General features: G+C 60.0%; 23 protein-coding genes. 12 read left to right on the plus strand and 11 right to left on the minus strand.

Features of this window, described 5'->3' with window-relative positions:
- Positions 1-89: 89 nt before the first annotated feature.
- The 6 genes from JOD69_RS15865 to JOD69_RS15890 all read left to right on the plus strand — a co-directional run bounded on the left by JOD69_RS15865 (position 90) and on the right by JOD69_RS15890 (position 4,486).
- Positions 90-677 (plus strand): DUF3450 domain-containing protein, encoded by a 588-nt coding sequence (locus tag JOD69_RS15865; RefSeq protein WP_086133455.1) that lies wholly within the window; start codon positions 90-92, stop codon positions 675-677.
- Positions 674-1,906, plus strand: coding sequence for a MotA/TolQ/ExbB proton channel family protein (locus JOD69_RS15870; RefSeq protein WP_077730845.1), 1,233 nt, complete (start codon positions 674-676; stop codon positions 1,904-1,906). Before JOD69_RS15865 ends, JOD69_RS15870 begins: the two co-directional genes overlap by 4 nt.
- A 23-nt stretch (positions 1,907-1,929) precedes the next feature.
- Positions 1,930-2,442 (plus strand): MotA/TolQ/ExbB proton channel family protein, encoded by a 513-nt coding sequence (locus tag JOD69_RS15875; RefSeq protein ID WP_077730846.1) that lies wholly within the window; start codon positions 1,930-1,932, stop codon positions 2,440-2,442.
- Positions 2,439-2,873 carry a biopolymer transporter ExbD gene (locus tag JOD69_RS15880; RefSeq protein ID WP_077730847.1) on the plus strand — a complete coding sequence of 145 codons (435 nt, stop codon included), beginning with the start codon at positions 2,439-2,441 and terminating at the stop codon, positions 2,871-2,873. The genes JOD69_RS15875 and JOD69_RS15880 overlap by 4 nt, the downstream gene beginning before the upstream one ends.
- Entirely contained in the window at positions 2,870-3,679 is an 810-nt protein-coding gene (locus tag JOD69_RS15885) for an energy transducer TonB (protein ID WP_077730848.1), read from the plus strand. The genes JOD69_RS15880 and JOD69_RS15885 overlap by 4 nt, the downstream gene beginning before the upstream one ends.
- Positions 3,680-3,949: 270 nt before the next feature.
- The gene (locus tag JOD69_RS15890) at positions 3,950-4,486 is read left to right on the plus strand and encodes a PepSY domain-containing protein (RefSeq protein ID WP_077730849.1); all 537 of its coding nucleotides are present in this window, start codon (positions 3,950-3,952) and stop codon (positions 4,484-4,486) included.
- Positions 4,487-4,542: 56 nt separating this feature from the next.
- Here the strand turns inward: JOD69_RS15890 and JOD69_RS15895 are convergent, their stop codons facing one another.
- A complete protein-coding gene (locus JOD69_RS15895) occupies positions 4,543-5,337 on the minus strand; it encodes a hypothetical protein (RefSeq protein ID WP_077730850.1) in 795 nt (264 codons plus the stop codon).
- On the opposite strand from JOD69_RS15895, the gene JOD69_RS24740 reads away from it, so the two are divergent.
- Together JOD69_RS24740 and JOD69_RS15900 are read left to right on the plus strand one after the other, a co-directional pair.
- On the plus strand, positions 5,336-5,611 hold the full coding sequence (locus JOD69_RS24740; RefSeq protein WP_240502546.1) for a hypothetical protein: 276 nt from the start codon (positions 5,336-5,338) through the stop codon (positions 5,609-5,611). The genes JOD69_RS15895 and JOD69_RS24740 overlap by 2 nt on opposite strands.
- The gene (locus tag JOD69_RS15900) at positions 5,574-6,845 is read left to right on the plus strand and encodes an alkaline phosphatase family protein (RefSeq protein ID WP_245245631.1); all 1,272 of its coding nucleotides are present in this window, start codon (positions 5,574-5,576) and stop codon (positions 6,843-6,845) included. The genes JOD69_RS24740 and JOD69_RS15900 overlap by 38 nt, the downstream gene beginning before the upstream one ends.
- 252 nt (positions 6,846-7,097) lie before the next feature.
- Here the strand turns inward: JOD69_RS15900 and JOD69_RS15905 are convergent, their stop codons facing one another.
- Positions 7,098-8,591, minus strand: a complete 1,494-nt coding sequence (locus JOD69_RS15905; protein ID WP_086133457.1) for a MinD/ParA family protein — start codon at positions 8,589-8,591, stop codon at positions 7,098-7,100.
- A gap of 530 nt (positions 8,592-9,121) precedes the next feature.
- Between JOD69_RS15905 and JOD69_RS15910 the strand changes: the two genes are divergently transcribed.
- Together JOD69_RS15910 and JOD69_RS15915 are read left to right on the plus strand one after the other, a co-directional pair.
- Positions 9,122-10,429: a nickel-dependent hydrogenase large subunit gene (locus tag JOD69_RS15910; protein WP_210024075.1), complete on the plus strand. Its 1,308-nt coding sequence runs from the start codon at positions 9,122-9,124 to the stop codon at positions 10,427-10,429.
- Between the two features lie 28 nt (positions 10,430-10,457).
- Complete coding sequence (locus tag JOD69_RS15915) at positions 10,458-11,123, plus strand: DUF2959 domain-containing protein (RefSeq protein WP_086133458.1); 666 nt, start codon at positions 10,458-10,460, stop codon at positions 11,121-11,123.
- A gap of 544 nt (positions 11,124-11,667) precedes the next feature.
- On the opposite strand, the gene JOD69_RS15920 is transcribed toward JOD69_RS15915, so the two are convergent.
- Positions 11,668-13,038, minus strand: coding sequence for a HAMP domain-containing sensor histidine kinase (locus JOD69_RS15920; RefSeq protein WP_086133459.1), 1,371 nt, complete (start codon positions 13,036-13,038; stop codon positions 11,668-11,670).
- A 393-nt stretch (positions 13,039-13,431) separates the two neighbouring features.
- The gene (locus tag JOD69_RS15925; RefSeq protein ID WP_077730856.1) at positions 13,432-14,343 is read right to left on the minus strand and encodes a bestrophin family ion channel; all 912 of its coding nucleotides are present in this window, start codon (positions 14,341-14,343) and stop codon (positions 13,432-13,434) included.
- A 57-nt stretch (positions 14,344-14,400) separates the two neighbouring features.
- Between JOD69_RS15925 and JOD69_RS15930 the strand changes: the two genes are divergently transcribed.
- Positions 14,401-14,586 (plus strand): YbdD/YjiX family protein, encoded by a 186-nt coding sequence (locus tag JOD69_RS15930; protein WP_205780792.1) that lies wholly within the window; start codon positions 14,401-14,403, stop codon positions 14,584-14,586.
- A gap of 53 nt (positions 14,587-14,639) precedes the next feature.
- On the opposite strand, the gene JOD69_RS15935 is transcribed toward JOD69_RS15930, so the two are convergent.
- The 3 genes from JOD69_RS15935 to JOD69_RS15945 all read right to left on the minus strand — a co-directional run bounded on the left by JOD69_RS15935 (position 14,640) and on the right by JOD69_RS15945 (position 17,476).
- Positions 14,640-14,900, minus strand: coding sequence for a hypothetical protein (locus JOD69_RS15935; RefSeq protein WP_077730857.1), 261 nt, complete (start codon positions 14,898-14,900; stop codon positions 14,640-14,642).
- Between the two features lie 268 nt (positions 14,901-15,168).
- Positions 15,169-16,740, minus strand: a complete 1,572-nt coding sequence (locus JOD69_RS15940; protein ID WP_086133460.1) for a SulP family inorganic anion transporter — start codon at positions 16,738-16,740, stop codon at positions 15,169-15,171.
- A 67-nt stretch (positions 16,741-16,807) separates the two neighbouring features.
- Complete coding sequence (locus tag JOD69_RS15945; RefSeq protein ID WP_086133461.1) at positions 16,808-17,476, minus strand: carbonic anhydrase; 669 nt, start codon at positions 17,474-17,476, stop codon at positions 16,808-16,810.
- Between the two features lie 112 nt (positions 17,477-17,588).
- On the opposite strand from JOD69_RS15945, the gene nhaR reads away from it, so the two are divergent.
- The gene (gene nhaR, locus JOD69_RS15950) at positions 17,589-18,485 is read left to right on the plus strand and encodes a transcriptional activator NhaR (protein WP_086133462.1); all 897 of its coding nucleotides are present in this window, start codon (positions 17,589-17,591) and stop codon (positions 18,483-18,485) included.
- A gap of 466 nt (positions 18,486-18,951) precedes the next feature.
- Here the strand turns inward: nhaR and JOD69_RS15955 are convergent, their stop codons facing one another.
- The 4 genes from JOD69_RS15955 to JOD69_RS15970 are packed head-to-tail and all read right to left on the minus strand — an operon-like array spanning position 18,952 to position 21,924.
- Complete coding sequence (locus tag JOD69_RS15955) at positions 18,952-19,197, minus strand: hypothetical protein (RefSeq protein WP_086133463.1); 246 nt, start codon at positions 19,195-19,197, stop codon at positions 18,952-18,954.
- Positions 19,197-20,951 carry an Hsp70 family protein gene (locus tag JOD69_RS15960; protein ID WP_086133464.1) on the minus strand — a complete coding sequence of 585 codons (1,755 nt, stop codon included), beginning with the start codon at positions 20,949-20,951 and terminating at the stop codon, positions 19,197-19,199. The genes JOD69_RS15955 and JOD69_RS15960 overlap by 1 nt, the downstream gene beginning before the upstream one ends.
- Positions 20,948-21,601, minus strand: coding sequence for a nucleotide exchange factor GrpE (grpE, locus tag JOD69_RS15965; protein WP_077730863.1), 654 nt, complete (start codon positions 21,599-21,601; stop codon positions 20,948-20,950). Before grpE ends, JOD69_RS15960 begins: the two co-directional genes overlap by 4 nt.
- Complete coding sequence (locus tag JOD69_RS15970) at positions 21,598-21,924, minus strand: J domain-containing protein (protein WP_086133465.1); 327 nt, start codon at positions 21,922-21,924, stop codon at positions 21,598-21,600. The genes grpE and JOD69_RS15970 overlap by 4 nt, the downstream gene beginning before the upstream one ends.
- Positions 21,925-21,932 lie beyond the last annotated feature (8 nt).

The following is a 21,932-nucleotide window of genomic DNA, read 5'->3' on the forward strand; positions in this document are numbered from 1 at the left end:
ATATCCTGCGGCCAATACAATCCTGGACATCGGTCCGACCCAAGGTGTTTCTTCGCCGAAGTGCGCAATTCGTTTTCGCCGTCTGCCTGATGGCCGTCGCTCCGTCCTTGGCCTTGGCGGCGCCATCTCAGCCCATTAACGGGCCAGGGGCGAGTTCGTCCGAGCCGTCGGCATCGCTGGACGCGGCGGAAGCGAAGCTTCAGACGCTTTCCGAGCTCGACCAGCGATTGAACGGCATCTTGTCCGACGCTGTTTCCGCATTGAAGCAAGGGATCGAAAATGGCCCTCCTTTCCTGCTCGAAGAACGCCGCGATCGGCTCGATAGGCTGGAAAAACTGATCCGCGATCCTGCCGCGTCCGCGGCTGAGAAATATCGGCGCGTTCAGGAAGCCTACCGGGTCGAGCTCGACTACGCGAGGAGCGTCGAAGCTTACCGGGCTGTGCTCCGGACGGGGAACGACGAACGCCTGGTGGATTTCCTAAGCATCGGTCGCCTGGCGCTCTACTACCAGACCCTGGATGGGCACGAATCGGGCATCTGGCGCAACGACCTGCGGCGCTGGCAGCGACTGTCCGGCGAGGAGAACGAAGCCATCGCCCGCGGGCTACGCACGGCGCGCAAGCTGGAACCCCCGCACCTGATGGTGCTGCCGCTGCCGGGGCCCAAGTCACCGTGAGGCCGCTTTGCGTGCTCCGCGTCCTGGGAATTGCGGCCGCCTGTGCGGTGTTCGGGGTTTTTCTTCCGTCCGCCCTGGCCGCACTCGAGGCGAAAGCCGAACAGCCGGCCCCGCCGTCGGAAGTGGAGGCTGAACTGACGACGGTGCTGGCGGCCAAGGAGGAATTGTTCTTAAGCATCCGCGAGAGCGCCGCGAATCTCAAGCCCTATTATGTGCAGCAGGTTCTGGCGGGCGATCCTTCGCACCAACGGGAACTGATCGACCGGCTCGCCGATAGCCGCCATATGCCGAACGCCCACGAACTGACGCAGCTGTTCGCCAGCTTGCAGAACCAGCTCGACGCCCTGGGCAGCATCGCAAGCTTCCGGGCTCCGGTTTACGCACCGAGCGGGCAGGCAGCCGAGAAAGAAGTGCTTCGTCTGGGAGGATTCAGCTTCCTCTCCGAAGGACGTTACCTGGTTTATTCACCCGAGGTCGACCGCTTGATCGAACTGCCCAGGCAGCCGGCCCCGAACCTCCTCGATTTGGCTCGGGAGTATGCCCGCGTGGAGGCGCCGTCGCTGGCGCCGGTGGCCATCGATCCCTCGGCTGGGCAAACCTTGCAGTTGTTGGTGCAGGTTCCGACTCTGCGCGAACGCATAGCCCAGGGAGGCGTCGTCGGCTACCTGATCCTGGTGCTTGCGGGCGTTGCCTATGCACTTGCCGCCTACCGCTTCGTCGAGCTGACGCGGATCGGGCAGCGTATCCGAAACCAGCTACAGTCGTCGCGACCCCGGCTCGACAACCCTCTGGGTCGGGTGCTCGCGCGGCTCGAACAAGCGAACACGAACGAGGAGGAGGTCCTGTACCTGACCGTGGAAGAGGCATTGACCGGCGAACAGGCACACTTGGAGCGGGCTCTGCCTTTCCTGAAATTGGTGGCCGCCATTGCGCCGATGCTGGGCTTGCTCGGCACGGTGACCGGCATGATCAAGACCTTCCAGGCGATCGCCCTGCATGGCTCGGGCGACCCGAAATTGATGTCGGGCGGGATTTCGGAGGCCTTGGTCACTACCGTGGAGGGGCTGGTTACCGCCATTCCGATCCTGCTGTTGCACAGCCTGCTGCTGGGGAAGAGCCAGACCCTCGCCGCCTTGCTCGATGCGCATGCCTCGGCTGCGCTCGCGGCTCGCCTCGAACGGCGGAATGCCCCGGCGGATGGGGACATTCCGCCGAAGAACAGGGTCTAATTCGCCCACGAAGAGGAGGCACGATGGGCAGCCGGGTGTTCGAAACTTTCTTGAGCTTTCTTCATAAATCCGAGCAGCACGTCGAAGATCTGATGGATTTGGGCGGCCCGGTGATGTGGCCGTTGCTGGCCGTCTCCCTGCTGCTGTGGACCTTGGTCTTGGAGCGCTACTGGTTCTTTCTCCGCACATTGCCCAGGTTCTTGGAGCGACGTGTGCCGCTTGTGCGTTCCCCCGCCGCGGTGATCGAGATGAAAATTGCCCTGCGCCGCCATCTGCGCCTGATCAAGACCCTTTCCGGCATTCTGCCGATGTTGGGCCTCTTGGGCACGGTGACCGGCATCATCGAAACCTTCGACCTGATCCGCGTATTCGGCAGTGCGGAAACGCGCATCGTCGCGCGAGGCGTCTCCCAGGCGCTGATCACGACGCTGGCGGGCCTGGTGATGGGACTTTTCGGCGTAGGGGTCGGCTACAACCTCAACCGCCGCGCTAGGGCCTTCGAGCGCCGCTATGCCGACCGTTTGCGGCAGCCATGAGAAAACGCAGCCTGTTCACGCGCCGCACCGACGGCGGCGACGAAAGCGCCGATGCGATCAACCTGACGCCGCTCATCGATATGGTGTTCATCCTGCTGATCTTTTTTCTGGTGACGACCTCCTTTATCCGCGAGTCGGCGGTGGCGGTTCAGCGTCCCAAGGCCGCAACGGCGGTGCCGCAGCAGAATGCGGCGGTGATCATCACCATCACCGCCGACGAACAAATCTGGCTGCACGATGCTTCCATCGACATACGCCTGTTGCGCGCCCGGCTCGAACAACTGGGCCTCGCCAATCCGGCCCAAGCCGCCATCATTCTGGCAGACGCCCATACCAGCACCGGCTTGCTGGTCAAAGTGATGGATCAGCTGCGCCTCGCCGGTTTCGTCAACATTTCGGTCGCGGCCAGTACGGCTCCAGACACGCCATGAAAACCTCCCTTGCCGGGATCTCGAGCCGCTCGAGATGGGTCCTGGCCGGAGCCTTCGCCGCGGCGGCGGTCATTAATCTGGCCTTGCTGTTATTGATAGGCGCCCTGATCAGTCACCGTGAGACCAGGCTGATATCGACGCCCAATCCGCAGCCGGTCGATTTCATTCGCATCATTCCGAAGACCGAGGAGTCGAAACCGGTTCCGCCGCCCGCGCCCAAGCCGATGACCGAGGTCGCGCCGGAGTCCCGGCCGTCGACCGGGCGCCCGCCATCCGGTCCCGCCAAGCCTTCCGGCAAAGCGCCGGCGCGCGGGTCCGGCCGTACCGGCGCCCCCAAGCCTCGGAAAGCGCCGGCCCCTGCGCCGGGCGTACCGGCCCCTCGGCTGGATATTCCCGAACAGGGCACGGGCGCCCCGCTTAGCCCTGTGTCGGGCTCCGACTCACGCCTTACGGCACCCCCTGGGCAATGGAATCCGGAAAAGAAGCCGACCGGAGAGGGGAATGGCTCGACCGGCGAAGGTGGTTCCGGCGCCGGGGATCTGGTCGTACTCTCCCGTGTATTGCCGGAATATCCGCCCCGAGCCCGCGCGCAAAAAATCGAGGGTTGGGTGCGGATCGAGATCGACGTCAGCCCTTCGGGTACGGTGAGCGCGGCGAGGGTGGTGGCGGCCAGCCCCGAGCGGGTATTCGACGAGGCCGCGCTCAAGGCGATCCGGCGGTGGCGCTTCAAGCCCGCCTTCAGCGAAGGCCGCGCCGTGGCCCAGCGCGCCACGCTCACGATGAAATTCAGGCTCGAGGAGCGCTGAAGGGCGATATCCCGAATGTAGGCGGTTTCACCTGCTCGTGCGATAGCTTGGATTCTCGACGCGAGTCGAACACGCGCCGGCCGATCAGCGGCGACGCGGGTACCGAAAAGAGTCCCTTACCGGATGTAGGGGGTACGGCATGTTATTGTTAATGAATAAGAAGGCTCTTATACTCGAATCCGGCATCCGATTTGAAGAACAAACGCGGATCGCTGAATCAAAATCTCTAGGGAGTCCGATGTTCCCGCCAGAAGCCAACGGAGGCAAACGATGAAAACACGCATCACAATAACAACATTCACCGCACTGTTTTTGTCCTTGGGAGCGACCGCGGCATTCGCCGAAAAAATCAAAATGCCGAAAACCAAGGTCAGCATGGAAAAATGCCTGGAGGCGGCGCTGGCCAAGAAAGACGGAGAGGTCGTCAAGCTCGAGTTCAAGAAGGAGCGTGGCGCCCCTACCTATGAATTCGAGATCGCCGGCACGGACGGCAAGGACTGGGAATACGAATGCGACGCCAACACGGGAAAAATTACCGAGGAGGAACAGGAAGTCGATAGCGCCGACGATCCGCTGTTCAAGGCCAAGATGAAGATCAGCGAAGAGGAAGCCAAGAAGATCGCCCTCGAAAAGCATCCGGGCGAGATCGTCGAGACCGAATACGAGATCGAGTCCAACGGCGATGCGTCCTATGAATTCGACATCAAGACCGCCGATGGCAAGGAGGTCAAGATGGAAGTCGACGCCGCGACCGGCAAGATCGTCGAGGACGACGAAGAAGAGATTTACCAGATCGGCAAAGAGTGACACTTTCCGATCCGACCCATCCACGAACGGGCTCCGCGGAGCCCGTTTTTTTGCCCTCAGTACATCGAAAGCTTGAACCGGTTCCGCTTCAGGACCGGCTGCGAAGTGATTTGTCGATGGCCGAACAGGTAGCGTTCGGCGGGACGAATCGCGCGCAGGCGGATCGACTCCGCCAAGGGCGGATAGGCAATGGAAGCGGACCGATCCCAGGCCGGCCACTGTGAAAACAATTCGCGCCAGACTTCCGGCTGCCGGCGGCGCAGCATATGGATCGGATCGAAGCCGTACCAGGTGGCCGGCGGCTCGATCAAGCGGATGCCGTATACCCTCGCGAGCTGCCGCATTTCTTCCTGGCAGCGGTTCACACGATCGAACAGCACCGGCCACGCGATTCGGTGCGCCGGGAAGAAAGTCCTGCGCAACAATTCGAACTTCCAGGGATTAAGCCGTTCGACGCTTTCCAGCGGCAAGGCCATCAAGGCGATTTCGGCGCGTTGCTCGGCCAGCCGGTTCAGGCAGGCTTCGACCCAGGCGAGCAGCTGCGGAACGGTGACGCCGTAAACCAGATCGTTGCCGATATCGGTCACGGCCGCGAGCGGTGGAAGACTGTCCGAACCGTGTTTCCGCAGAGCGGTCCACAGCCCGCACCGGACGATGCCGGGAAGCGTTCGGCCCAGCATCCGGCTCCAGAGCCCGTAAGATCGGCCATGCCCGAACGCCGCCAGCACGTCCAAAGGCTCCCGCAATCCCGCTCGCAGACCGTTCACGACCAAGGGAAAGGCCCGTGCGAGATTGCTCGCTCCGATCAGGATCACGGGCCGAGTCGGCTGCTTATCGACTTTGACAGTCATGTTTCTATCGCTGCGGGCACTCGGGCGATTTGGCTTGGGCATCAGTCTGAGCGGATTTGTCACGCGACGTAACACTGGACTGCGTAAAATAACCGGTTACGAATTTGACGGCATCAGCGACTTAAGTCTTTCGAACATCCGCGATGAAAAAAACAGCCTGCCTGAATGTCCTCCTGATATTTCTGATTCTCTCGACGCCCTTATCTGCTTCGGCCAAATCGAGCCGGAACCCAGGATTGGACCGGATTCGCCACATCGTGGTGATTTATCTTGAGAACCACAGCTTCGACAATCTCTACGGACTGTTTCCGGGAGCGGACGGATTGGCGAATGCGCCGGAGGAAACGATGCGGCAGACCGATCGTCAAGGCGGGGTCTACACGACCTTGTCCAGGGTGATGAACACCGAAAAGAAGCCGCCCGTGCCCGACGAACGCTTTCCTTCGGATTTGCCGAACCGCCCGTTCGAGATCAGCCAGTATGTTCCGATCGATCAAAAAATCGGCGATCCGATGCATCGATTTTATCAACACCAGGCCCAAATCAACGACGGGCGCATGGATCGTTTCGCGGCCGTGTCGGATGCCGGCGGCCTGGCCATGGGCTATTACGACGGCCGTAAGCTTCCGTTGTGGGAGTACGCAGAAAAATACACGCTGGCGGATCGTTTCTTTCAGGCCGCTTTCGGCGGGTCGCTCTTGAATCATTTTTGGCTGGTCTGCGCCTGTACGCCGCATCACGACGACCCGCCGGCCGAATCGATCGTCGTCTTGAACGAGAAAGGCGAGTTGATCAAGGACGGCGTGTTTACGCCCGACGGCTATGCCGTGAACACCATTCAGACGATACAGACGCCTCACAGTCCGAAGATCACCGATCCGCGCCGGCTTTTGCCGCCGCAAACTTTTCCCACGATCGGCGATCGCCTGTCGGAGAAAAAGGTTTCATGGGCGTGGTATTCCGGCGGCTGGAATGACGCGATCGCAGGGAAAGCCGACGAAAGTTTTCAGTACCATCATCAGCCATTCGCGTATTTCGAGCGCTACGCCCAGGGGACCCGCGAAAGGGCCAGGCATCTCAAGGACGAAACGGATTTATTGAAGGCCATCGAAAAAGGAAATTTGCCGGCGGTTTCCTTTTATAAGCCCATCGGAGCCCATAGCGAGCATCCCGGCTATGCGGATCTTCTGGCCGGGGAGATGCAGGCGGTGACGGTGATCCGCAAGATAGAACAAAGCCGGCTGTGGCGGAACAGCGTGATCATCGTCACTTACGACGAATACGGCGGGTTTTGGGATCATGTCCCGCCACCTCCGGGTGACCGCTGGGGACCGGGCAACCGCGTGCCGACCATTGTCATTTCCCCGTTCGCCAAGCGCGGGTATGTCGATCACACCCTCTATGACGGCACATCGATCCTGAAATTCATCGAAACCCGGTTCGATCTGAAACCGCTGGGCGAGCGTGACGCCAAAGCCAACGACTTGCTGAATGCGCTGGATTTGTGATCGCTTAAAGTTCTATCGGCGCCGCGCCGGTGTATAGGCCGAAATAAGCTCTTGTAGATCGGCAATCCATTGCCGACACATCCGTTGCGTCGGGAAAGGATTCCCGACCTACTTGGCGACACAGATTTGTAGGTCGGCAATCCTTTGCCGACGATTCGTCGTGTCGGGAAAGGTCGCGACTAAAGCGACGTTTGCGTTGCGATTGGGAAGGGATTCCTGTTAGGCAAAGGCTAACAGGATCGAGAATGGGCTTTATTTTCGCTGCGCCAGTTCGTCCAAGCGCATTTTGGAATCCCGAACCGGCCGCAAGGCTTCCATCAGGATCTCGGCGCTGGCTTGCAGCGCCGCTTCCCGCTCCCCCAAGGCGCCGATCTCGATTCTAAGCTGTTCGATCAGCCGGTCCTTTTCGTCCGCGTAGGGTTTCCCGAAGCGGATTCGAAACCATTCTCGGGCTTTCTCGAGCAAGCGCTCGAAATCCGCCTCGGTGAAAGCCTCCTCGGAAATCCAGCGTTCCATCTCGACCAGAGGATCGATCAGTTTGCATCCGAACTGCCGCTCGTAGCTTGATCTGAGGAATTCCGCGAGTTGGCGGATCTTTTCGTCCGACCCGCGAACGTTCGCCAGCAACTGAACGATCGTGCTGTCGGGACTTCTGATCGGCCGTTCGTAGCGTCGCTCGTAAATGGCTTCCAGCGTCGTGCAAATCTCTTTTAAATCGATTTCCGGAAATCCCTTGACTTCGAGATCCCGATAAAGCATTTGAATCGTATCGAACGGAAAAGCGCTGAACCGTTTGAGATAGGTTTCGATCTGGGATTCTATGGACTCGCGCGTCGGCGTTGGGACGAATGGCGCGCGCTCGGCCGCAGGCGCATCGTTCTCCGTGCTTGGCGGTCGATCCGGGTTGCCGTCAGCGTCCGTGACCGGCGGTTCCGGTGCCTGCCGGGACAGATCGGTTTCCACCTTGTCCCAGTAGCGGCTGAAGTTCGATGCATCCCCTGTGGCCGGCAGCCGCTCCCGAATGACTTCGGCAATCTGTTTGATGGCCCAGCTCGCCGGAGAACTCGGGTGGGTCTGCGTCACCGGCGTCTGCAAGCTCACGGCATCCAGCAGAGCCTCATCGAGCGGCACATAGCCGAGATAATCGACGTCCAAGCCCAGGTAGTTCTTGATCGCGCCCCGAAAGCGGTTGAACACCTCCAGGCTGCTGGCGCGGTCTTTGGTCATGTTGACCAGCACGTGAAAATCGATCTCGGCCTCGCGGTTTTTCAGGATCTTGATCAGCGAGAAGGCGTCGGTCAGCGACGTGGGCTCCGGCGTGATGACCAGAATCGCCGTGCCCGCCGCCAGCAAGAAATCCTGCACGTTGTTTTCCACGCCGGCCGGCGTATCGATCAGGATGTAGTCGTAGCTCGAATCCAGATCGGCCAGGCCGAGAATCAGCCGGTGCCTTTGCTCCGGTTCGAGATTGGCGCACTCCGCGATGCCGGATGCGGCGGGAACGATGTGGAAATTCTCGCGGTAGCGGAGTATGACGTCGTCCAGACGCTTTCGCCCCTTCAGGCAGTCGGCGAGAGTGGCTTCGGGATGTACGCCCAGCAGCACATTGACGTTGGCGAGACCGGTATCGGCGTCGAACAGACAGGTCTTTTCCGCGTGCTCCGACAGCGCGCAGGCCAGATTGACGGCCAGATTGCTTTTGCCGACGCCGCCTTTACCGCTGGTGATGGCGATGACACGAGCCATGAGTGAGGGGGCCTTTTGGGGTTTTCGATCTTAAAAGTGTAGCCGTGGATGAATGCCGGTGTGACGCTTTCAAATCGGTTTTCGAAACGAGTTCTATGCAAGGTGGAGCGGCGGTAGTAACCTAGTTCCGCTCCGATGGAGCCTTTTGGCGTGCTTCGGTTTGCCGCGACCCGGTCGATGACCGGAACGGATATTTTCATGGACGTTACAGGGAGTGTGACATGGCCTCTCGGTCGCTGTTTTTGCCAAGAAGGGTTTTTTTGCGATCTTTTTCCGTTCCCGGTTTTTTCGGAGGAGCGGGGCGATGAGCGGTCACGGCGCTTTCGCGTCGAACTGCTTTCGAGCGAGGCTTGCGCGCTTTGGCACCGGACAAGGGGGTATCGTCGAGGACCGCCGGGCATGCGGTCGCTCGCGCGGAAGTTCCGCCGCGGCGTTTCTACCGGAATTGGCTTGCAGGGAGGGTGAACCTAGCCGAAACATGTGTCTCCGCTTAAATCGATCGCCATCACTTTTTACGAGGTAGCAAGGCGATGGCAATCGAATTCATGAGTGAACAACAAGCTGTCGATACCGGATCCGGACCCGCGCGGCTGGACGGGGATGCCATCCTGGACTTGCGCATCCGCAACGCGCGGATCGAAAGCCTTGCGCTTCACATCTTCGAGCAGTCCCGGCTGCTCTCAGCATTTCTCGAAGGACGGGCATGTTTCGACGTGCCCGACACGCTGGCGCGCATCTGCGGGACCGGTCCCGTAGCCTATCAAATGAGCGCCGTGCAAGGCCTCGAATCGGCTTTGGACTGCCGTCCGACAGCCTGGATTCAGGCGATGCGGCGGGTGATGTGCTGCGGCGAGTGGATCGCGAGCCATTCGCTGCACATTCATTTGCTCGCCGCACCGGATTTCCTTGGGTTTTCGAGCCTCGCGGAAATGTCTCGGGATTTTCCGGACGAAGTGCGTCGCGGACTGCGTCTGCATAATCTGGGTTGCGAGTTGATCCGCCTGTTTCACGCCTCGTCTTCCCGCGCGGCGGGAGTCCGCATCGGCGGATTTCACCATGCGCCGTCCAAGGCCCAGGTCAGGCAATCGGTCGAGCGGCTGCGCGCGGCCTTGCCGGAAGCGGAGTCCTTGGTGGCTTGGACGGGCGGCATCGATCTGCCTTCCAGCGAACAAGCGTTCATCAACGTGGCCCTGCGGCATCCGGACGCGTACCCGATGTGTGGCGGCACCATCGTTTCCAGTACCGGCTTGGACATAGCCGTCGAGAGTTTCGAAAGGTATTTCCAAGTGCACCGGGATCCACATTCCAAGACCGATTATTCATTGATCGAGGGAAGGCCTTATCTCGCGGGGCCCTTGGCGCGGCTGAACCTGAACCGGGACCTGTTGCCCGGTCCGGTGGCCGAGGCTCTGCGCAAAGCCGGCATCGCTTTTCCCAGCCGAAATATTTTCCACAGTATCGTGGCGCGAGCGGTGGAGGTGTATTTCGCCATAACCGATGCCATTCGCCTGCTGGACGGCTATGAGCCGCAGGCATCGTACGTCGAGGCTCGAACTCGTGCCGGGACCGGATTCGCCTGTACCGAAGCTCCGCAGGGCATTCTCTGGCACTGCTACGAAGTCGATGCCCAGGGTCGCGTGATGCGCGCACGGATCGTTTCTCCGGCCATGCATAACCAGGCGTGTATCGAGGAGGATCTTTTCGGAGCGCTGCAATCGTTCGGCCCGGAAAGAACCGATGAGGAATTGCGGCAGTACGGAGAGCGGGTGATCCGCAATTACGATCCGTGCATCGCCTGTTCGAGCGATTTTCTCGATCTGAATGTAGTACGATCTTGAGCCTGTTCGTTTTCGGAGCCGCTTTCCCATGCCCAACCATGTACAGCTCGTCGCGCGGCGGAGCTTTTTCCTGCTCCTGCTCCTCATCCTGACCGGTTGTTCTTCCGCTTATTACAGGGCGGCGGAGTCGCTGGGCTTTCACAAGCGCGACATTCTCGTTCACCGCGTAGAAAAGGCCCGCGACAGCCAGGAAGAGGCCAAGACACAGTTCAAGAACGCGCTGGATCGGTTTACCGCGCTCACCGGCTTCAAGGGCGGCAGCCTGGAAGAGAAGTACCGGGAGCTCGACGCCGAATACGAGCGCAGCCGGGCCAAGGCGGACGAGGTTCGGAAACGGATCGACGACATCGAGGACGTTTCGGAAGCCTTGTTCGACGAATGGGAAAATGAACTCTCCCAATACCAGAACCCGTCGCTCAAGCGCAGCAGCCAGCAAAAGCTCACGGGGACGCGCCGGCGCTACGATCAGCTCATCGCCGCCATGAAACGCGCCGAATCCAAAATGGAGCCGGTATTGCTGACGTTCCGCGATCAGGTTCTATTCCTGAAGCACAACCTCAATGCCCAAGCCATCGCCTCCCTGCGGGGCGAACTCGACAGCCTCCAAACCGATATTTCGGCGCTTATAAGGTCCATGGAAGTGTCGATCCGGGAGGCGGACGAGTTCATCAAGTCGGTTGGTGGTCCCGCCTGACAAGACATTGAGTCTGTCCAGTGGGCCGTTCGCCCTGAGTTCGTCGAAGGGCCTGTCCTGAGCGTGTCGAAGGGTTCGAGGGCCTGCTGGTACAGGCTCTTTGCTATGTCTTCGAAGGAATCCGCGTGCGCCCGGCAGCAAAACCGGTTATTCCCTAATGAACAGCCGTCCTCGGGGTGCGATAGATCTATGGTGAAAGTCGGAGAGTTTCATGGAGTGTCTTCCCATCGATAACTTGACCCAAACCGACTCTTGACTGGTATAGGATGCTGCCGACGATAGGAGGCGCATCGGTCGCGATCGATGCGGTTCATGCCGGACCATCCCAGTTCAGATCGATGCGCTTCACTTTGTTCAGCACATCCTATGCCCTGAAACTCGCAGGTTTGGATAATCTCAGCTAGTGTAGGGCGCATTAGCTTTAGCGTAATGCGCCGAATGGAAGGTTCCCATGCGGCGGAAGGGTTGTCCGGGCACTACCCGGACAATCGTTTGCGGTTGGAATAGGCGAGTACCGTGTACCGCCTTACATGGCCGCTTTTTCTTAGGAAACCTCCACCAGCGGAAGCTCGACCCGGATGCGGGCGCCCTGTTCGTCCTGCCGCGGTTCGATGCTTTCGACTTTTCCCTGGTGATTGGCCACGCACTCGCTCACGATCGCCAGCCCCAAGCCGGCACCCTCGGTGTCGGTCATGTGGGCCGCCTTGCCTCGAAAAAACGGCTCGAATATCCGCGTACGCTCCGTGGTGTCTATTCCGGGACCGTCATCTTCGACCTCCAGCTGCATACCGGTCCCCAAGTCACGAAGAATGATCCGGATCTTGCCTCCTTCCGGAGAAAACTTGATGGCATTGGAGAGCAGATTGTCGACGATCGTCCGCACCTGGTCGGGAACTCCGAGGAATTCGACCGGCTGGATCAACTCCTTGATGGTGAGGGACTTCGCATTTAGGGAGTCCCGATAATCTTCGATCACCGATGCCAGCAACGTCTTCATGTTCACCGCGTCCTTCGGTTGCGGCGATGGATTGTCCTTGACCTGGCCATAGTGGAGCGACTCATCGAACAGGTTTTGCAGTTTCTGAACGTCCTGGCTCAGCCGCGCCAACAGGTCGCGTTGCTTCGGATTCAACGCCTCGGCCATAAGCAGGCCGGTGCTTTCGAAAATGCCGGAAAGCGGCGTTTCGAATTCGTTCGAGACTTTGCTCATGAACTGTTGCTTCGACTCTTCCCGACCCAGCAAACGGGTGCGCAGCCAGTCGAGCCGATCACCGAGAAGCCGAAGGTTTTTCGGTCCGGTAACCCGGATGGGTTTGCCGAAGTCTCCCGCTCCCAGTCTTCGGATGGATTCGTCCAGTTGCCGGACCGATCGGGTAAACACGGCCAGCAGACCCGAGCCGAAGCCAACGCAAATGAGCAACAGAATGCCCAGAATGGCCCCCTTGACCAGAAGGTCCTGCCGAACCGCTCGATCAATTCGGCTCAAACCGTCCTGCCAGAACCCGTCCACGGCATCCTCCAGCCCGTAAAAGGTTTCGTCTATCGACAACCTGGCTTTAGCCTCGGCCCCAAAGTCGGCGATTCGGTCATAAAACCGTTTTTTCTTTTCCGATAGCTCGTTGACGAGAGGCGTCAATTTATCGTCGTCTTCGGCCCTGAAGAGTTTGCCCAATGCCTGCTCGACCGATGCATGAATGTCTTGCAGCGCAGCAGGCAGGGGCGTAACGCGATCGGCAAGCCCGCCGAACCCGCCGTGGCTTTGCACGAGCACGAGCCCGAGAGCGCTAAGGCCGAGGAGCGCCGCGAGCACGAGACGCCATTTGGTCCGCACGGGTTTTCCGGATTTGTGTACCTTGCGCACTTCTCCGGGCACCGAAACCCGATCCTTCCAATAATCCTGATCTTGCACCACCATAGGACACTCCTTGAGCAGTAAGTCCTGAGAGAGTTCAGTGACGGAAAATTGACACTAAACGGGTGTAAAGGTCAACCTGTCGTACCGAGTGCCCGTGACACGGGCACTTCGAACGGAAAACTTCAGGGCCGTTTTTGTCTCGGCGGCGAAATACTGTCGATATCCGGCTTGCCGGCGAACTGCAAGACACAGTCAGACCTTTGTTGTTTGCTTCTTGAAATGAAAGAAGCCAAATTCAAAAAAGTAAACGCCTGACCCTAAAGAGCCAATGGCAACCGGCGCGGTGTAAGTCCGACCAAATGGGACATCATCACCCAAACCTTCCCCGCAGGCGCATAAACCGACGCAAGGCCATTGCCTCGCGCCGGGAAGCGGACGGGTTCATCAAAACCGTCAATGCGCCGAGGTGACCGATGCGCGGGATCCGGGATCGGCGTATTTCGCCACGCTGGAGCCGACGGTCGCCCGCTTTTTCAGCAAAATTTCGCTCACGTTGGAGCCGATCATCTTAGCCAGTTCTTCCGTGGGAAGGTCGTTGGCATCGTCGCCGAAGGGATTCTCGATTTCTTCCGCGATCAGCTCCAGGCTGCCCAGAACGAAGAACACGAAAGTAGTGAACAGGATCGTCCAGTACCCGAATTCGTGCACGAAGCAGAACGGCATGGTGACGATGTAGACGAAAATGAACTTCTTGATGAAAAGGCTGTAGGAGTACGGGATCGGCGTTTTCTTGATGCGTTCGCAGGCGCCGCAGATGTCCGTCAGCGAGGTGAGTTCGCTGTTGATGTTCAGATAATGTACTCCGGCGAGATCTCCGCCCCGGTGCAGTCGGTCGATTTCCCTGAACAGGCTGTTGGCGATAAGATTCGGCCGGTGCACGCCGGCCGGTCGGCGTTGCAGCGGTTCGGCATCGCGGAGATGCTCGTTCAGCACCGAGGCATAAGCGGCAATATGTTTGGCGATGATGAGTCTGGACGGATGGTTTTGTCGAAGGAATGCGTTGCACTTCAGCGCCAGATTGCGGGACGTATTGACCAAGGTTCCCCACTGCCGCCTGCCTTCCCACCAGCGCTCGTACGCCGTGTTGGTTCGAAAAACCAGCAGCAGCGAGATGACGAAGCCCAGTAGGGAGTGAACCAGATTCGTGCCCTTGAATTCCTCGGGCAGCAGATCGCGATCGATATAGGCTATGGCCGCGGTGAATAAGGCGACCGAACTCATGGCCGGCAACAGCCTTCTGAACGTGTCGCTTTTATGAAATTTGAAAATGAGGCCCCACCACGATTTGGGGTTGTAATTGATCACGCTGAACTCCTAAGCGGCTTTCGATCTCGGGAGTGAATTGCCGAAGTGGATTATTAAATGATGAAAACAGTCAAGACGCTATGGCATCTGCTGCGGGAAATGACCGGCGACGATGCCTATGAAAAGTATCTGGCGCATTGGCGTGTCCACCACGCAGGCGAGGGCGGGGAGCCTTTGAGCCGCAAAGAGTTTTTTGATGCCGAGCTGCATCGGCGATGGAGCGGCGTCAAACGCTGTTGCTGACGCGGCGGCGCATCCCGCCTTCGCAGGCGGGATGCCGAAAGATGCGGTGGCAGTTATATCCGGCTCTTGATCCGTTCGTAGGCGCTTCTTACTTCTTCACCGAGCATTTTGACGCTGGTCCAGACATCTTCCGAGGCGTCTTTGGCTTCGTCGGCGACTCCGGCGAGCTTGCTCTTGAACTCTTCCAGCTTTTCTTCCGTCTTGTTCCACTCTTCCTGAGCCTCGAGTTTCGCCAAGTTGAGCTGCACCCGCAGTTCGTCCCGTTGCTGAAGTAAGCCGTCCCGAAATTTTTCCAATTCTTCTTTAATGTTCATGATGATTTCCTCAATGTTGGTTCGCCTTGATCTCGCACATACAAGGCCTCCTCCGATTTCCTTGGTTTGACTTAAACGGCGCGGTATTGCGAGGATTCGTCACAGCAAGCTGTACGAACGCATGGTAACAATCTTGAACGGAACTCTTCCAGTCCATCATTGTTTTGCGTCCGATGGAGTCCTGTCGGACTTCCCTCAATAGCTGCAACCCGGATGGACCGCGGAATCCTTCGGCAAACTCCAGGCCACGGCCCGTCAGGATGGATCTTCATGCGGCCTCGATGCGCCGTTCTCCCCAGGCGTGCTGCTGGAAGACGGCGCGCAGTCTGTCCCAGTCGATGACCAGTTCGCCGCCGGCTGCCTTATGCTGTTGTTCCCAATTGATCAGAAGATCCAAGCAGGCATGATCGATATACGTCAGTTCGTGGAAATTCACGTGCACCTGAGCGTCGGGACGGACCCGCTCCAGGGCCGCCGCGAGCTTCGGCAGACGGATGAAGGTTGCGGCGCCTTTGAGGTGGATCGTGGTCCGGCCGCTCGCTTTTTTCTCTTCGACCGCAACTTCCAGATGCGAGAAGGTATACAGCAATCGGGCCAACGCCAGAGCGATTCCGACAGCAATGCCGGTCAGGAGGTCCACCACTACCACGGTACCGAGGGTCGCCGCGTATATGCCGGCTTCCGCCCGGTCGGTGCGCCACAGTGTGCGCATGGCTTTGGGATTCATCAATTTGACGCCGGTGTAGACCAGCACCGCCGCTAGGCTGGCCACCGGAATCAAGCTCAGGACGCCCGGTAGAAGGGTGATGAACACCAACATCCAGACGCCGTGCAGGATCGTGGACAGCCGGGTTCTCGCACCGGCCAGCACATTGGCGGAACTGCGGACGATCACGCCGGTCATGGGCAATACACCGGCCAGTCCGCACAGGATGTTGCCGACGCCCTGGGCGGCTAGTTCCCGATCGTAGCGGGTACGCGGCGCATGCCGCTGCATAGAGTCCACCGCGGTGGCGGTCAGCAGCGATTCGGCGCTGGCTACGAAGGCCAGAGACAGGCCCGCGAGCCAAATCGCCCGGTCGGAGAGAGCTCGAAGATCGGATCCGCTGGGCCAGCGTAACGCTTCCAGCAGATTGTCGGGGACCGGCACGTACTTGAGGTCCGCCTGCAATATCGCGGCGCAGGAGGTGCCGACCACGACGCCGAGAAGGGGAGCCGGCAGCAGCTTGAGCTTTTGCGGCGTGAGCCTGTTCCACAAGAACATGGTTACGATGGTGAGCAGCCCGATCAGGGCCGCCGGCCGGTGAACCGTTTCGGAAATTCCTTTCCATACCGCCTGCGGCAAGGTCCACAGATTGATGATGCCGCCGAATTCCTTGCCGGTCCCGGGAGGCATATCGTCCACCATGACATGGAACTGGGAGGCGAAGATCAGAATGCCGATCCCTGCCAGCATGCCCTGGATCAACGACGGCGACACGGCCCGGAACACCTGGCCCAGCCGCAACAGGCCCGCAGCCAGTTGCACCAAGCCGGCGAGCAGCACGATGACGCCCAGGGTTTGGAAGCCGTGTTCCTGAACGAACAAAGCGACCATCACCGCCAAGCCGGCCGCCGGCCCGCTCACCTGCAGCGTGCAGCCGGACAATGCCCCGGTGACGACACCGCCGATGATGGCGGTAATGAGGCCGGCCGAGGCGGCGTGCGCCATAGGCACGCCGGAAGCGATGGCGATACCCATGGAGAGCGGCAGGGCCACCAGAAAAACCACGATAGAGGCGGGGAGGTCCGTTTTCCAGGCGGCGCGAAAAGCGGATAGTCGCAAGGTCTGTGCGTTCATAACACGATTTGCCCTTTGGGCGGTCGGAAGTTCAGGAAGAGCTTCAACGATAGAAAAATGCGAGGACCTAGATTTCCGTTGCAATGAGTGTGCGTTCGTGTACGGATGGCATGGGGCGCTGCTCGGTCAGCCGCAAAAACTGCCCGGTTCCCGCGTCATAGCCGAATACTTCGCCGGTCTCGATCTTGTAGACCCAACCGTGCAGTTTAAGTTTGTTCTGGGCCAACCCGGAGGCCACCACCGGATGGGTGCGCAGATTCTCCATTTGCGCCAGCACGTTCTCCTGAATGGTGATATTGAGCAGGGAAGCGCTCTCCAGGTCTACATACTTATCGTGAACGACGCGGCGGGTGGATTCCGCATAGGAGAGCCATTGGCTCAGGGCCGGAAAGTCGCGGGTCGATGGCCGTTCCAAGAGGCCTTTCATCGCGCCGCAATGAGAATGTCCGCAGATGATGATGTCCTTGACCCCGAGACCGGCCACCGCGAATTCGATGGTGGCGGCTTCGCCGCCCATGACCGCGCCATAGGGAGGCACGATGTTGCCGGCGTTGCGCAGAATGAACAGTTCGCCGGGTTCGGTCTGGGTGAGCAAGTTCGGATTGATGCGCGAGTCGGAACAGGTGATGAACAGCGCTTCGGGCTGCTGTCCTTTTGCCAGCCGCTCGAACAGCTCGCGCTGAGAACCGAAAAGGTCGTTCTGAAATCGGTGTAGCCCCTGTAACAGTTTTTGCATCGTTGATTCACGCTGAAGTTGACTGACGGGGCATAGCCTATAGATTGAGCCTATTATAATAAAATAGAATGTTTGAAATTCAGTTATAGATAAAATCAATAAATCTGTTCGTATGGGGCGCATCAACTATCAGCATCTGTTTTATTTCTGGAATGTAGCTCGCGAGGAAAGCGTGACCCGCGCTTCCGAGAAGCTGCATCTGGCGCAGCCCACCATTAGCAGTCAATTGGCGGTGTTCGAAAAAACCATCGGAGAAAAGCTGTTTTACAAGAATGGCCGCAAACTGGTACTGACGGATACCGGCCGCATCGTGTTTCATTATGCCGATGAAATCTTTTCCCTTGGTCAGGAGCTGGCCAACACGCTCAAAGGCCGGCCGACCGGGCGGGCGCTCCGGCTGGTGGTGGGCGTGGCGGATGCTTTGCCCAAGCTGGTCGCCTGCCGCCTGATCGAGCCGGCCTTCCGCCTGCCGGAGCCGGTGCAGATTCTCTGCTATGAGGATAAGGCGGAACGCCTGTTGGCGGAGATGTCGCTGCAGGGCATCGATTTGGTGCTGTCGGACGTCCCCGTCACGCCGGCGAATGGCGCCAAGGCGTTCAACCACTTGTTGGGAGAGTGCGGAGTCACGGTGTTCGGAACCCCCGAGTTAGCCAGTGCGTACCGCCCGGACTTTCCCCGTTCCCTCAGCGGAGCGCCTTTCTTGCTGCCGACCGGCAATACCGCGCTCCGCCGCTCGCTGGATCAGTGGTTCGACGCCGAGAACATCAGCCCGAAAATCCAAGCGGAAATCGAAGACAGCGCCTTGCTCAAGACCTTCGGCAGTGGCGGAACCGGGCTGTTCGTCGCGCCCTCTGCGGTCGAGGAAGAGATTCAACGTCAGTACGACGTGGAAGCCATAGGCCGGATCGATTCCGTGCGGGAACGGTTCTACGCGATCACGGAACGCAGGAAACTCAAGCATCCCGCTGTGAGCGCGATCCTGGAAAATGTCGGCAAGAAGCCGCTCTGATCCGCAGCCAGTTCCGGCATCGCCGTTTCCTTTTATCGAACGACCAGACAAGGTGGTTAAAAGGTAGGCGGGGATAAGCCCGTCCCGGTAATTCCTAAGACCCTTCGGTAGACCCGGCCGTTGGGCCAACGGGTTCGTCGGAAGGGTGGCTTCGGCGCTCCCGAAGACACCGTTTGCGATTGGGAAAGGATTGCCGACCTACGACTTTCCGAGGAATTCATTCTTGTAGGATGGGTAGAGCGAAGCGAAACCCATCGATGGTGGGTTAGGCGGCGAGGCCGTAACCCACCGAACGACTTCGGACCGGTGGGTTACGCGGAGCCTGTCCCGAGCGGAGCCGAGGGGCTAACCCACCTACGATAATGTTCACTCGAACGCCGGATGGAATAAGCGGTCAACCGCCGTTTCTTAGGTTCAAAAGGGGCCGGGCGATGTTCCTTGCAAAGGATCGCCTCGGTCGAAAGGCTCAGCGCCCGCGGCATGCCAGAAATCCCCGCAGCAGCAGGGCCAGAGGGGTGCGTTTGAGTTGCAGCGATTCCTCCAGCGCCCGCCGGGCCGCGGCGGCGTCGCCCGCGCCCAGTCGGGCGACGGCCTGGCGCAGCTTCGCGGAAGCCTGTGCCTCGACGTCGAGCGGGAGGCTCAAATCGGTCCGGCAGCGGGCGCACACCGGTTCCTCCCTCAGCCGGGCCTGGCAGGTGGGGCAGCGCTCCATCAGGTATCGAGGTAATAGAGAATGTCGGCGAGACGCTCCACCGCCGCCTCGACCGCCTGGAGATCGCCGGCGGCGATGCCGTCCCTGATCTCTTCGATGAGGTCGATCATGTCCTCGCGGTCTTCCTCGGACGCTTTCTCCAGCAGCCGTTCCGCCTTTTCCACCAGAGCCCGCGCCTTGACCTCCGTGTGATGCCGGTCCGAAGCCGCTCCTTCCACAAGCGTTTCGGCTCCGGCCGCCGGCCCGAACAGGGCGTCGATGCGGGCCTTGGCCGCCCCCATCTCCTCTCCCTGGAAACGGGCGATGGCATTGTTGATGGTGATGGACTTGGAAAGGCCGGTGTCCTTCTCCCGAGCCGAGACGTGCAGGATGCCGTTCAGATCCAGATCCAGGCTGACCGTGACGGTGTTGCCCGCGGGCACCTTGCGCAGGCCCTTCACCCTGAATTCGCCGATTTCGATATTGTTCAGGGCGTCCGGGGCCTCGCCCTGGTAAATCCGGACGTCCACTTCCTGCTGACCGTCAAAGCTGGTGTAAAAGGCCTCGGTCTTGCTCACCGGCAGCGGGGTGTTCTTGCGGATGATGGGGACATAGACGTAGGGGTAGAGTTCGCCGTCGAGTTCGGCTATGGCGGAGGTCCCATAGGTGTAGGGCGTGATGTCGACCAACACCGCGGATACCGATTCTCCCGCGATCACCCCGGCCTGGACGGCCGCGCCCATGGCGACGCACAGATCGGGGTCGATGTTCCGGTGCGGCTCCTTGCGAAGCTCGCCGAACAGCCGCTCGCTGACGACGGGCGTGCGGGTGCTGCCGCCCACCAGCAGGATTTCGTCGATGTCGGAAGCGGTCAGGTTGGCGCCGCGCAGGGCGATGTGCACCGCTTCCAGGGTTTCGTCGATGTAGCCGGCGATCATCTCTTCGTACTCGTAGCGGGACAGTTCCAGCGACAAATGGATGGGCGCCCCCTCCTTCTCGAACAAATATTCCTCGTCGATGCGCACGAAAGGCTGGTCGGACAGGGTTCGCTTGGCGCTCTCCGCGGCCCGGTTGATGCGCGCCATGATCTGCCGCGACTCGGTGATGTCGAAGTCGTGCTCGCGCTTGATGTGCTCGACCAGATGATCGACGATCCGGGCGTCGAAATCGTCCCCGCCCAGCCGGTTGTTGCCGTGGCTGGCCAGGACTTCCACCACATCGTCCTCGATGCTCACCACCGACACGTCGAAGGTGCCTCCCCCCAAGTCGTACACCAGTATCCGCTTGCGCGTTCCGGTCTTGGCCTCGTAAGCCAGCGCCGCGGCCGTGGGCTCGTTGATGATGCGCACCACGTCGAGACCGGCGATCTCCCCTGCTTCTCGGGTGGCCTGGCGCTGGGCGTCGGAAAAATAGGCGGGGACGGTGATCACCGCCTTTTGCACGCTCCGTCCGAGGTAGTCCTCGGCGGTCGCCTTGAGACGCTTGAGGATGATGGCGGAGATTTCCTGCGGGCTGAAGTGCTGGCCCGCCAGCTCCACCCTGAGATCTTCGCCCATGTGGCGCTTGATGGACTTGACCGTGCGCTCCGGGTAGAGAATGTACTGATTGTGCGCCGGTTCGCCCACCAGGACGTCGCCGTGCTCGCCGATGCCGACGAAGGACGGCAGGATCTTGCGTCCTTCCCGGTCGGGGATGACGGTTACCTTGCCCTCCTTCAGAATCGCCACTTCCGAGTTGGTCGTGCCGAGATCGATGCCGATGATGATGTCGCTCATAGTTTGTTGGCCCTGACTTCCGCTAAACGTAAGACTTCGTCGCCCCAGAGAAATCCCTTGCGCAGTTCCGCCGTGACGATGCCGTTTTCGAGATCGGGCTGCCGGTCCAGTTCCAGCACGGTCATGGTGTGGGGATCGACGGGCAGACCCATGACCTCCAGCGGCCGGACCTCGTGGCGCGCCAGGATTTCCTCCAGCCGTCTGAGGCTCATGCCCTGGCCTTCGCGTATGCTCTCGATGAAGCGCCGGTCCTCCGGACGCGACTTGATGCGGAACCAGCCCTTGACCGGACGGTAGTTGCGCAACGCATTGAGACCCGCGGAGAGCCGGTCGTGCACATCCAGAAGATCCAGCAGCGCGGAACGCAGGGCGCTGCGGCGCAGGGTGGAAAACTCGCCCTGAAACCGCTCCAAAGTCCGATTCAGATTGCTCTGGCTGTCCCTGAGCCATTCGTGCGCTTCGCCGACCGTATCGAGAGCGGTGCGGAACTGGCGCGACTCGGTCCGGACCTCGGTGCGTAGCGCCGCCAGCTCGCCGAACAGGGTGAAAAGGTCGGTCTGCCTCGCCGCGTCTTCCTCGAAACCGGCGGGCGTATCGAGGTACTGCCGGAATTCTTCCAGCAGACGGATCTTGTTCGCTTCGTCCATCATCTATCGGTGTGCGTCTCGGACAAATGCTCGGCCAGGCCCTCGGTGAGCGTCCGGATCAGGGTGCCGGCATCCGGCCGTTCCGGCCGGCCCGGTCGCAGAATCTGGCGCAGCAGGACGGAAACGTCGGGCTTTTGCCGATGGAACAATCGGTATTCCCGGCGCTTCTTGTCGGTTTCGATCAGTTCATAAGCGCCGCGGATACGCCGGAACTCCTCGGCATTCCGCTCCGGCGGGAATTCCCGGACCTTGCGCAGATAGGCCTTCTTGATTGCCTCGTCGCCGGCGTCTTCCTCCACGCCCAACACTTCGTAAGGGGTTTCCATGGACTCTC

Origin of the sequence: Methylocaldum sp. RMAD-M (genome assembly GCF_017832375.1) — a bacterium.
In the GTDB taxonomy this organism is placed as follows: Bacteria; Pseudomonadota; Gammaproteobacteria; order Methylococcales; family Methylococcaceae; genus Methylocaldum.